This window comes from Bacillus sp. FJAT-27251, from assembly GCF_001273925.1.
Lineage (GTDB): Bacteria > Bacillota > Bacilli > Bacillales > Cytobacillaceae > Mesobacillus_B.
Genome location: NZ_LIGG01000001.1, coordinates 2,417,697 through 2,429,590 on the forward strand (window position 1 = coordinate 2,417,697; position 11,894 = coordinate 2,429,590).

10 protein-coding genes and 1 riboswitch are annotated in these 11,894 nt (G+C 46.8%); of the genes, 9 read left to right on the forward strand and 1 reads right to left on the reverse strand.

The window, feature by feature from the left end; translation table 11 throughout:
• Positions 1-22 precede the first annotated feature (22 nt).
• From ADU22_RS11405 to ADU22_RS11435, 7 genes are all read left to right on the forward strand, one after another.
• Entirely contained in the window at positions 23-808 is a 786-nt protein-coding gene (locus ADU22_RS11405) for an SGNH/GDSL hydrolase family protein (RefSeq protein ID WP_053362260.1), read from the forward strand.
• 11 nt (positions 809-819) lie between these two features.
• Positions 820-1,731 (forward strand): ABC transporter ATP-binding protein, encoded by a 912-nt coding sequence (locus tag ADU22_RS11410; RefSeq protein ID WP_053362261.1) that lies wholly within the window; start codon positions 820-822, stop codon positions 1,729-1,731.
• A complete protein-coding gene (locus tag ADU22_RS11415; RefSeq protein ID WP_053362262.1) occupies positions 1,724-2,704 on the forward strand; it encodes an ABC transporter permease in 981 nt (326 codons plus the stop codon). The genes ADU22_RS11410 and ADU22_RS11415 overlap by 8 nt, the downstream gene beginning before the upstream one ends.
• A 92-nt stretch (positions 2,705-2,796) precedes the next feature.
• Positions 2,797-2,975: riboswitch (Lysine riboswitch) on the forward strand.
• A 173-nt stretch (positions 2,976-3,148) separates the two neighbouring features.
• Entirely contained in the window at positions 3,149-4,747 is a 1,599-nt protein-coding gene (locus ADU22_RS11420; RefSeq protein WP_197280133.1) for an amidohydrolase, read from the forward strand.
• 18 nt (positions 4,748-4,765) lie between these two features.
• Positions 4,766-6,238 carry an alanine/glycine:cation symporter family protein gene (locus ADU22_RS11425; protein WP_053362264.1) on the forward strand — a complete coding sequence of 491 codons (1,473 nt, stop codon included), beginning with the start codon at positions 4,766-4,768 and terminating at the stop codon, positions 6,236-6,238.
• Between the two features lie 351 nt (positions 6,239-6,589).
• The gene (locus tag ADU22_RS11430; RefSeq protein ID WP_231687865.1) at positions 6,590-7,387 is read left to right on the forward strand and encodes a rhamnogalacturonan acetylesterase; all 798 of its coding nucleotides are present in this window, start codon (positions 6,590-6,592) and stop codon (positions 7,385-7,387) included.
• 130 nt (positions 7,388-7,517) lie between these two features.
• A complete protein-coding gene (locus ADU22_RS11435) occupies positions 7,518-8,324 on the forward strand; it encodes a YhcN/YlaJ family sporulation lipoprotein (RefSeq protein ID WP_053362265.1) in 807 nt (268 codons plus the stop codon).
• Between the two features lie 358 nt (positions 8,325-8,682).
• Here ADU22_RS11435 and ADU22_RS11440 read toward each other — a convergent pair whose 3' ends face one another.
• Positions 8,683-9,846 carry an iron-containing alcohol dehydrogenase gene (locus ADU22_RS11440; protein WP_053362266.1) on the reverse strand — a complete coding sequence of 388 codons (1,164 nt, stop codon included), beginning with the start codon at positions 9,844-9,846 and terminating at the stop codon, positions 8,683-8,685.
• Positions 9,847-10,031: 185 nt separating this feature from the next.
• On the opposite strand from ADU22_RS11440, the gene ADU22_RS11445 reads away from it, so the two are divergent.
• On the forward strand, positions 10,032-10,814 hold the full coding sequence (locus ADU22_RS11445) for a hypothetical protein (protein WP_053362267.1): 783 nt from the start codon (positions 10,032-10,034) through the stop codon (positions 10,812-10,814).
• A 166-nt stretch (positions 10,815-10,980) separates the two neighbouring features.
• Positions 10,981-11,685, forward strand: coding sequence for a DUF421 domain-containing protein (locus ADU22_RS11450; protein WP_053362268.1), 705 nt, complete (start codon positions 10,981-10,983; stop codon positions 11,683-11,685).
• The last annotated feature ends 209 nt before the right edge of the window (positions 11,686-11,894 follow it).

Genomic DNA, 11,894 nt, shown 5'->3' on the forward strand with positions numbered 1-11,894 from the left:
AATTTTTAATAGGAGTGGTCTTATGAAGCAGGGTTTTGTCCGGTTTGTATTTATTTCTTCATTATTATCATTGGCATTGATGCTATTTGGACTTGGGTGGACAATCCAAAACCAATTTTTCAGCAGGGATGCTGCTTCCAGCGGGATGGAGGAAGCGGAGCCGGCAGAAGAAGCTGCCACCAGGAGAGAAGGGAAAGTCGTTGTCGCGCTCGGGGACTCGCTGACAAGGGGGACAGGTGATGACAGCGGAAAAGGATATATTGGCTATCTGGTGGAGGAACTTCAGGAAAAAACCTCGGAAAAAATCACTCTGCAAAATTTCGGCGTGAAAGGCTACCGGTCAGGACAGCTTTTAAATCAGGTAAAGCAGCCTGAAATACAAAGGCAAGTGAAGAATGCCGATTACATCCTGATCACCATTGGCGGAAATGATTTATTTCAAAGCGGCCAAACCTTATTGGAAATGGACAGTGAAAAGATCAATCTGGCAAGGAAAGCCTACCTGGAAAATTTGCAGAAGGTCCTAAAGGAATTGCGGTCATTGAATGAAGGTGCTGTCATCTTCCATATCGGCTTGTATAACCCGTTTATTGACTTGAATGATTCAGCACTGACCACCCAAATTGTCCGGGACTGGAACCATGAAACAAGCAGGCTGCTTGATCAGGACCAAAAGGCCATTTATGTTCCGACATTCGATTTGTTCCAGCTTAGTGTGAATGATTATTTATATTCCGATAAATTCCATCCGAATGCAGAAGGCTATAAGCTGATTGCAGAACGGGTCGCATCGCTGATTACATGGTAGGGGGTGGGGACATGAGTGAAATAACGCTTGCTGTAAAAGGGCTGAAAAAGCGGATTGGCAAAAAGGAAATCATCAAGGGGCTGGACTTTGAACTTAAAAGAGGGGAAGTGTTTGGATTCCTCGGACCAAACGGTGCCGGCAAAACGACCACCATCCGCATGCTGGTCGGCCTGATCAGGCCAAGTGCCGGTACTATAGAGATTGGCGGATACGATGTACAGCGGAATTTTACAAAGGCTATGTCACAAATGGGGTGCATTGTAGAAAACCCGGAGCTTTATCCTTATTTAACGGGATGGGAAAATCTCCAGCACTTTGCGGGCATGCTTCCTGGGGTGAAGAAAGCGCATATGGAGGAGGTTGTGAAGCTTGTCCGGCTTCACGAAAGGATTCATGATCAAGTAAAAACGTATTCCCTGGGAATGAGGCAGCGTCTCGGCATTGCCCAGGCATTGCTTGGAAAGCCAAAGGTACTGATCCTGGACGAGCCTACGAATGGACTCGACCCGATGGGGATAAGGGAAATGCGGAGCTTCATCCGCTTTCTTGCAGAAGAAGAAGGCTTGACAGTCCTGGTTTCCAGCCATCTCCTAAGTGAAATCCAGCTTATGTGCGACCGTGTCGCGATTATTTCCCAGGGAAGCATCATCAAGGTGGATGCTGTGAAATCGCTTTTGGCCCTGCAGGAGAGAGTGGTATGGAAGGCGGAGCCGCTGCCAAGGGCAGAAGAGGTGTTGAGCGGGTTTACCCAGGTGCATAGCGGGCAGGATGGTACGCTCATCACTCCCTATAGTGAGAGTAAGACGCCTTTATGGAACAAAGCGCTGGTAGAGCAAGGAATCCTTGTAAAAGAAATGAACCGGAAATTGCCGGCACTTGAAGACTTATTTCTTGAGCTCACAGGAGGTGAATCGGTTGTATAGTCTCATAAGGAATGAGCTGCTGAAAATCGTCCGCAAGAAAAGGATTCTGGTGGTCGCCGGAATCATTGCCATCCTTGTTGGCATGTTCACCTTTGCGCAATGGAAGGAAGTTGACCGGAGGCTGGAACGCTTTGGAGACGTGGATTGGCGGACAACGCTGCAGCAGCAGATTATCGATACGCAAAACAGGATCACCAGCAGCGGCATTTCGGATGAGTGGAAAAGCCAGCTTAAGCTCCGCATCCAGCAGCAGCAGTATTATTTGGACCATAATGTCAACCCGGTCGAGCCTGGTGCACCGACGTTCATGCGCACCTTCGCCGAGCATTCGATTACGTTGTTCCTCCCCCTGATGGTGATGGTGGTGGCCGCCGACATCGTCTCGTCGGAGCGGAGCGCAGGAACGATTAAGCTCCTGCTGACGAGGCCGGTGAAACGCTGGAAAATCCTCATGAGCAAGTATCTTGCGCTCGTCCTTTCGATTTCTGTCATCGTTGTGGTATTCGGGCTGTTGTCCTATTTGATCTCAGGAACCGTCTTTGGCTACCAGGGCTGGAACGCACCGGTCATAATCGGGTTCAGTGCGGAAGGAATCGAGCTGGACACAACCGCCGTCCAATTGATTCCACAATGGCAATACCTGCTGATGGAATTCAGCCTTGTCTGGTTTGTGGCCCTTGTTGTCGGGAGCATCGCCTTTATGCTGTCTGTTTTGATCAAAAACACTCCTGCAGGGATGGGGGTCATGCTTGCCGCCCTGATTTCAGGTGCCATCCTGAGCAATATGGTTTCTTCCTGGGAGTCGGCCAAATATTTGTTCATGATCAACCTCGATTTGACGGCCTATCTGGCAGGCAAAGCCCCGCCAATTGAAGGCATGTCACTGGGATTTTCATTGATTGTGCTGACACTATGGGGACTCGCAGCCCTTGCGGTTTCGTTTAGTATTTTTACGAGGCAGGATGTCTATTGAATAAGACCAATGCGCCAACAAAAAAATTCCCTATTGATTTCCCCTAAGCTCTTTGATAGTATTAACCTTAATTTCATAAGACCTTATCAGATCGGTGAGGTAGAGGAGCGAATCTTAATAGTAATCCATCGGAGTATGACATCGATGAGGATGGATGAAAGGAAGATTTGCCGAAGCGCAGCAAGGAGTCGAACTTGCTGCAGCTGGGATGCTTTCTGAACAAGGAGCAGACTGTCATGCTTGTTTATGTGCATGGAGGACTACTGATCGAAATGGAGGATAACGTATATTGTCATCAAGCAATGATAGGTTATTTTCTATCATTGCTTTTTTGCGCATATTTTAAGCTTTCGCAAAAATTCCACTTTTCCCTCCCTTCAGTCACTTCACTCCGCACTCAAGCATGGCCGTCTCTCTTATCATCTACTTTCTAAGGAGCGAATCATCTTGAGAACCATCTTCACAAACGGAAAGATCTACACATTTAATTCAAGAACACCACTTGTACAGGCTGCTGTCGTCGAAAACGGGCGTTTCATTGACATGGGTTCCACAGCCGATATGCTGCTTCAATGGGGGCGTTCTGCCCAAATCATTGATTTGGAAGGAAAGGCTGCCACGCCAGGGCTGATTGACAGCCATCTTCACCTGTCCATTATGGCGGACAGTTTCATTAACCTTGATTTAACCGGAGTCACCTCCAAGCAGGAGATGCTGGATAAAATTCGGGAAAGGGCACAGCAGCTTGAGCCTGGACAATGGATTCTAGGCAGCGGCTGGGATGAAAATCTGTTCACCCGCGGTGGCATCCCTGCCATTTCAGAACTGGATTATGCGGCACCAGCAAATCCGGTCCTGCTGTCCAGAACGTGCCTGCATGCGGCGCTAGTCAACAGCAATGCGCTGCAAATAAGCGGTTATCACCCATTGATTTCCGTTCCGGAAGGCGGCACGGTAGTCCTCGATGAAATCACGAAGCGGCCTACTGGAATGCTGCTTGAGTCGGCGGTGAATATTTTCAGGCAGCATATCCCTGAGCGTTCGTACCAGGACTGGAAAAACGCAATGCGCCAGACGATCCAGTTTGCGATGCAAAAAGGGCTGACAAGTGTGCATACCAATGACCCTCTATACCTGGGCGGACTGGAGCAGACCTGGAATATTTACAATGAGCTTTTGAACGGCGAGCAGCTTGGCTTGCGCACCAATCTATTAATCAACCACGAATTTTTAAAAGACTTAAAAGAAGCAGGGATGTATACAGGTTATGGAAATGACACCCTGCAAATCGGTGCCGTTAAGATTTTCGCCGACGGAGCTTTTGGCAGAAGAACGGCGCTGTTATCGGAGCCTTACAGCGATGATCCCGGCAATTACGGAGATGCGATATACAGCCAGGAGCAGCTGTATGATATTGTCAGGCGCTCACGCGAACTCGACATGCCAATCGCCGTCCATACCATTGGGGACAAAGCGTTGGAGAATGTTCTCGATGTGCTGGACCAGTTTCCGGCAGCTTCGTTCCGCGACCGGCTGATTCATGCACAGGTACTGAAGGAGAAGCTGATTCCGAGGCTGGCGCATTCCAGCAGAATTGCCGATATCCAGCCGCGCTTTATCGCCAGTGACTTCCCATGGGTGGAAGAGCGTCTCGGCAAAGAACGAATCAAGCTTTCGTACGCATGGAAAACCTTGATGGAGGCGGGCGTCATTTGTGCGGGCGGATCGGATGCACCAGTAGAGCCGGCTGACCCGATTCTTGGCATCCATGCGGCCGTCACACGCAAAAAGCCGGGAGAAAACCACGAAGGCTTTTGTCCTGAACAAAAACTGACGATGATGGAGGCTTTCCGCTTGTTCACTGAACTTGGAGCCTATCCAACAAACGAAGAGACCGTAAAAGGAACCATTTCACGTGGGAAATTTGCCGACATGACCGTTTATTCAAAGAATCCATTTGTCATGGAAGATGCAGATGAATTGCTGACAACAGATATTGAAATGACGATTATTGGCGGAGAAATCACTTACAGAAGAAACTAACAACTTGGGAGAGACATTATGGAAAACATCTTAGCAAACTTATCGGGATTTTTATGGGGATTGCCATTGATCCTCACAATGGTATTTGTCGGACTGTATTTTACAATCGGCAGCAAGTTTTTTCAGTTCCGGCATTTGCCTCATATTTTAAAAGAAACCTTCAGCAGCATGTTTAAGAAACAGAAAAGCGATGACGGGAAAAAAGGTGTCATGTCGTCCTTTGAAGCTGTATCAACAGCGATAGGCGGTTCTGTTGGTGTGGCCAATATAGGCGGTGTGGCAACTGCTATCGCTGTCGGCGGACCGGGCGCGGTCTTTTGGATGTGGATGACCGCATTGCTTGGCATGATTATCAAAACGGTGGAGGTTACCCTCTCTGTATATTACCGCAGTACCGATGAAAACGGAGACCCGTTTGGCGGGCCGACTTACTATATGGAAAAGGGGCTGGGGGAAGAAAGGAATTTTAAGTACTGGATTTTCCCTGCTGCATTGTTTGGAATGGGAATCTTCTCGACGTTCTTTATCACGATGCAGAACTATACCATTTCCGAAGCCATTTCTTCAACTTTTGATATCGGAATGATTCCGGCATCGATTATGTTTTCCATTCTTGTGTATTTCGTGGTGTGGGGCGGAATCAAGCATATTGGCAAGCTGGCATCAAAACTGGTTCCAGGCATGGTTTTGTTCTATGTTATCGCTGGGCTGTTCATCATCTTGACGAACATGAATCAAATAGGAAGCGTCTTTGCCCTGATATTTGGAGGGGCATTTGGCGGTACAGCTGCTGTCGGCGGTTTTGCGGGAGCTGCCGTTGCCCAGGTAATCAGGATGGGAATGGCAAGAGCGGTATACAGCAATGAAGCTGGCTGGGGTACATCTCCGATGATCCACTCTACGGCCAAGGTCGACCATCCGGTTAAACAGGGGATTTGGGGAGCTTTTGAAGTCTTTATTGATACCATCGTTGTTGCTACCATTACCGCTTTTACCATTATCATTACTGGTGCCTGGTCGACCGGGTTGACTGGTGCCGATTTGACACTGACGGCCTTCCAGACGGGAATAGGTGATTTTGGTCGAATTGTGATTGCCCTGTCGATTCTGTTATTTGGATTGACGACGGTAACAGGCTGGTACTCATACTATGAAATCGTTCTTCGCCACTTGCTAAAAGGCAAAACCAAATTGAAAAACAAGATCCTTAAAACCTTTATTTATCTCTATCCGATTCCTGGTTCATTGATGGTTGTATACGGTGTGGCCTTTGGATTGCCAGGACAGACGGTCTGGTATTTCGCCGATATTTCCTCGGCCATTCCCACTTTTATCAACGTCGTCGTGATCCTGATTTTAGGAAAGCAATTCTTTGCCCTTCTTAAAGACTATAAAGCAAGGTATCTCGGAATCGGTGAAATAGACCCGGATTTCGCCCTATTTTATGAAGACAAGGTAGAGAAGGAAAAGCTTAAGCAGAAAATTGGATAGCAGGAAAAAGCGCACGGTGGAGATTCCATCGTGCGCTTTTCCATGTAAAAAACGGAAAGTCTTTAACGGGGTCTTTATGCCTATTAAAAAGGAATTCTTATATGATTCTTTATCCCTGCGTGGTAAAATCTTCTTAAAAAGCAAAACAATCTTCTGTATTTCTTCCATAATAATTACCTTAATCTATAGAAAAGCAGTGACATTTGGGGATATTAGGGAGTGTGCCCTGCCACATCTTAAAGCTTTATGCTCAGGACGTATATATTGAAGGCGTTTACTGAACGAGGGAAGTGTCTGAAGGCGGTACATAAGGTACTTTGTATACAAATCGGCTATTTTAGGAGGAGTAACATGCTGAAAAAGCGTCGGAAAACATTACTGATAGGCATCCTGCTGCTGATGGTTTCGACCTTGGTTCTTGGCAATCTTTATGCTGACGCAGCCAAATCTGAAAATCGTCATAAAAACTCAATCACAATTTACCTTGCAGGTGATTCTACGGTCTCCGACTATGACGGCAAGGCAGCGCCACGAGCAGGATGGGGGCAGGTGCTTGACGGGTTTTTCGATGGCAAGGTTGTTGTTGAAAATAAAGCTTCATCAGGCAGAAGCTCGAAAAGCTTTATTGATGAAGGCAGGCTGGACGATATTTTAAAACAGATTGAAAAGGGAGATTACCTGTTCATTCAATTTGGCCATAATGACCAGAAAATCGAGGATCCATCCCGCTATACAGAGCCATATACCACCTATAAGAGCCATTTGAAGCAGTATATTGACGGTGCCCGTGCAAAAAAGGCGGTTCCTGTCCTCATTACTCCTGTGGAACGCAGACGCTTTACAGCAGAGGGAATCGCACGTGATTCACATGGCGACTATCCCAAAGCGATGATGGAACTGGCAGAAGAAGAAAATGTTCCTTTGATTGACCTTACAGCCAAAAGCAGGGCGCTATTCCAGGAATTGGGGCCTGAAGGAACCAAGGATGTGTTTCTCTGGCTTGAAGAAGGAGATCACGTGAACTATCCTCAGGGCGTGGAGGATAACATTCATTTTCAGGAAGATGGAGCCAGGAGAATAGCCGGTTTGGTTATTGATGAAATGAGGGAGCTCAAATTGGAGCCGCTAAAAAACCAGATTTTAAAATAAGCTCCATTAGTAAGGGAAAGGGCAGCGTTTGTTCGCTGCCCTTTTTGTTGTGTTTCAATTGTTCATTCCGTGAATAGACTGGTTCAATTTAGCCATCATAAAACTGAGAACAACTTAAGGAGTGAACAGAATGAAGAAAACATGGATTATTGCAGGATGTGCTGTTTTGTCACTGAGCCTTGCAGGCTGCGGAGTAAATAATAACGCAGCTAGGGACGATAATAACCAGGGACCCCAAGTGATGAACAACCAGGATCGTCCCAGGACGTTCAACAATAACACCCGGGATGGAAATCGCACTCTGACGATTTCCGACCGTGCAGAAAAGCAAGTTGAAAAGATGAAAGAAGTGGAAGATGCCCATGTTATCATCTCGGACAATAATGCTTATGTGACGGTAAGAATGAATAACAACAATAACGATTACAACCGTGATAACAATGGAAATGCCAGGGTCAATGATATGGACCGCAATGGCGGGGGAATTATCGAGGAAGGGACCGTCAAGCCTGACCGCAACAGGAACAAGGCGGACGATGGCATCATTGATGGCCAGGGGGATGCTGGAAACGGAGACCGCCGATATGCGGGAGCAGGCAACAGGAACAACAATAACACGATCTTTGGCAACAATGATACTGGCGGAAACAATGCTGGCATGGGCGGAAACGCAGCCAATAATAATGCCGGGGATACTGGCAGACCAACCCATTATAGTGAAGTTTCCACAAAGTTTGAACAAAAGATTGCCGACCAGGTGCGCCAGGCGGACAATAAGATTCATAAAGTGTTCGTATCCGTCGACCCTGACCTATATAACAGAATGGGTACCTTTGCAGATGACATCCGAAACAACCGCAACAGGGACGGCATGTTTGATAACTTCCATACGACAATGAATGACTTTTTCGGCAACCGATATAATCACAATCGTTAGGAAAACGGGAGGCAGCCAGTCTGAGACTGGCTGCCTTTTTGGGGGATAAAGCCATGTAAGGGAGGAAGGAGTCCGAAAGAGGGTCGCATTCGGACAGGTTGAAGCCGTCAAGGGAGAAAGGAGTCCGAAAGAAGGTTCTATTCGGACAGGTTGAAGCCGTCAAGGGAGAAAGGAGTCCGAAAGAGGGTTCTATTCGGACAGGTTGAAGCCGTCAAGGGAGAAAGGAGTCCGAAAGAGGACCCCATTCGGACGGGGCGAAGCCGACAAAGAGGAAAGGAGTCCGAATGAAGCCACCATTCGCAAAACACAGACCTCTAAAAAAATGCAGTACCAATGTCGGACTGCATTTTAAGCGATGTTATCTAGCTAAATTAAAAATCTCAATTACATCTGTTTCTTCTAATGGTACAAAGTTCCCCAGCGGTCCTCTTTCGGTTCCTTTTTTAGCCATTTCGGCAAAGTGTTCGTCGCCGATATTGGCTTCCTTCAGGGTTATCGGCATTCCGATGGAAGAGAAGAATTCTTCTGTTTTCCTAATTCCGGCTAATGCCGTCTTTTCGAGGTTGTTCAAATCGATTTCGACATCCCACACCCGGTTGGCGAATTGCGCAAACCGGTTTACGTCATGCTTGTAGACATGCTTCATCCATGCAGGGAAGACAATCGCCAGACCGGCACCATGGGCGATGTCGTAAATGCCGCTGATTTCATGCTCGATATCATGGCTGGCCCAATCGCCGATTCTCCCGGTACCAAGCATATCGTTATGGGCAATCGTGCCCGCCCACATAATTTCGGCACGCGCATCATAGTTTATCGGTTCTTCAAGGACCGTATGCGCATGATTAATGATGGTCTTCAACGCTCCTTCACAAAGGCGGTCTGTCAGTTCCACATTTTTTTCATTGGTAAAATACCTTTCGAGGATGTGAGCCATCATATCAGTGATGCCGCAAGCCGTTTGATAAGCTGGCAAGGTATAGGTAAGCACCGGATTCAGGATGGCGAACTCGGGCCGCATGGACGGATGCATGGCGGATCGCTTGTACCAGCCATCTTCGTTTGTAATGACTGTACCGCTGCTGGATTCGCTGCCGGCAGCAGGGATCGTCAGCACCACTCCGATTGGAAGGCATTCCGTCACTTCTGCCTTGCCGTCAAAAAAGTCCCATACATCGCCTTCATAATGAACACCGGCCGCGATTGCCTTTGCGGAATCGATGACGCTTCCTCCTCCAACAGCAAGGATAAAGCTGATGTCATGTTCTTTGCAAAGCGCAACGCCCTCTCTTACAAGGCTTACGCGCGGATTAGGCTTGACACCGCCAAGCTCGAATACCTCGATGCCTTGGTCATACAGTGATTCCTTCACCCGGTCGTATAAGCCGCTGCTCTTTATGCTCCCGCCGCCATAATGCAAAAGGAGTTTCCTGCCATAAACCACCGCTTCTTTTCCAACAAATTGTTCTTTATCCTTGCCGAAGAACAACTTCGTATTGTTATGAAAAACAAAATCCTGCATCATTAAATCCCCCTCTACTGAAACACAATCACTATCTTACTATGAAATGGGGGAAAAGCAAGCGCTTGCAGCCAAATGATTGTAAAGGAAATAAAATATAAAAGTAAAATTCAATTTTAATTTTCTATGTCAAAATAACAAGTGACCCACATCGGACAAATCATCACAAGAAGGGAGGGAGCAATATGAACACTGAGGAGGCGTTTGAGCTTTTAAAGGATGCGGGAGTGGCTGAGGATGACGGGATACGGATGGTCAGAACCTGGCTGCGTGAACGGAAGGTAAATTTTGAAGGAACGGTCCGCCGCAAATCCGGATACATACTTAAAGATACAGACCAGGCTTTTAAGATGCTGAAAGAGGCCGGGGTTGCCGAGGCTGTTGCCGTCCATACGGTCAGGCGCTGGCTTAGGGATGGAAAAATCCAAAGCGTTGGCCAGGAAAGCCCCAAGGTTCAATACTTGTCAACACCGACACCACCCCAACACAACTCTTCAGACCAGGAGAAGCTGATCCGGCAATTACAGGCCAGAATAAAAGCGCAGGATGAACATATAAACGGGCTTGAACAGCTCCACCAATCATCAGTTAAAACGATGATTCAGCAACGAGAGAAACTGAACAAGGAAATCCTCCAGCTCGAGAAGGAGAGAAGCGAACTCCAGCATGAAGCAAAAAGCCTTTTAAAAGAAAACCTTCACTTGCGCAGCGAGATTCTAAAGCTGAAGGATGAACTTTACAAAGGCGGAAAAAAGGAACCTGAGAAAATCCAGGAATCGCGCCGCATGACTAGCCCTAATGACTACCGAAGCAAGCTGGGTCTTTCAAAAGCAGCCACCCACAAGGATATATTGGCAGGATACAAGGCCTTATTAAAAGTGACCCATCCTGACCAGGGCGGCAATCAGGCGGCATTCCAATATATTAAAAATGATTATGATACCTTCAGGAATAATGTAAAAGGATGAATACCGTCGAAAAACATTATACATATGGATCCATTCTGCAGCCGCATTGTGAAAATTCACCGATGCGGCTTTTTATAGTGCCTCCCGGGAGATGCTGTTAGCGTTAATAGAACTGGAAGGGATAGGAAATATTAATAGTAAAAATTAGGTTGATGGGAGTTCAAGCATGGATGCAATGATGGAATCTATACTTAGAACAGTCATAAGCTTTATTCTCTTAATCCTGATTACCCTGGTGATTGGCAAGCATATCAATGCTCATAAAAATCACTATAATTTTGCCCTTTCCATTACGATAGGATCCTATATCGCCAATATGGGGTTCAATACAAAACTTGGTTTCCTTGATATGATGGCAGGCTTCGTAGCGATGATGGTCTTATTTTATTTATTGCTATTGGCAGCTTCTAAAAACCGTAAAATCAGGGGGTGGCTGACGGGAAAGCCAACAGTCGTGATCGAAAACGGGAAAATACTTGAGGGAAATATGAAAAAAGTGAAATTCTCCATCGATGACATGAACCAGCAGCTGAGAGAAGGAGGCGTGTTCCATATTCAAGAAGTGGAATATGCCTTGCTGGAGGATAGCGGCAAGCTGTCTGTTTTAAAAAAGAAACCCTTTCAAAGCATTACAAAACGGGATTTGAGCCTTCCTTCAGATACGGAGACTCTACCGGTTGAACTGATTATGGACGGGAAAATTATCGAAAAGAATGTATCAGGCAAATATGATCATGAATGGATTCATGCTGAGCTTCGAAAAAGAAGCCTGCAGCTTGAGGATGTTTATTATGCCGTAGTGAACAGCGGTGGCAAGCTGTTTGTTGATACACATAACGATGGGCTGTCTTCGCCGGCGGATGTGGAGTGAATGAGAAAAGACCGCATATGCGGTCTTCCTCACAAGATAAAAAAGCATCAATTTCTACACTTAGATAACTATCCAGCTCCAGCGCCTAGCCAGTTTTCATCCTTGATTTACTTCCTCGAGTATCTTGCGATAAGCGAAGCTTTGAGCAGCTCGAGGTCATAAGCCACTCCAGAATTGAAGGCAAAGAGCGCCTTCTATTCTGGAGCGTC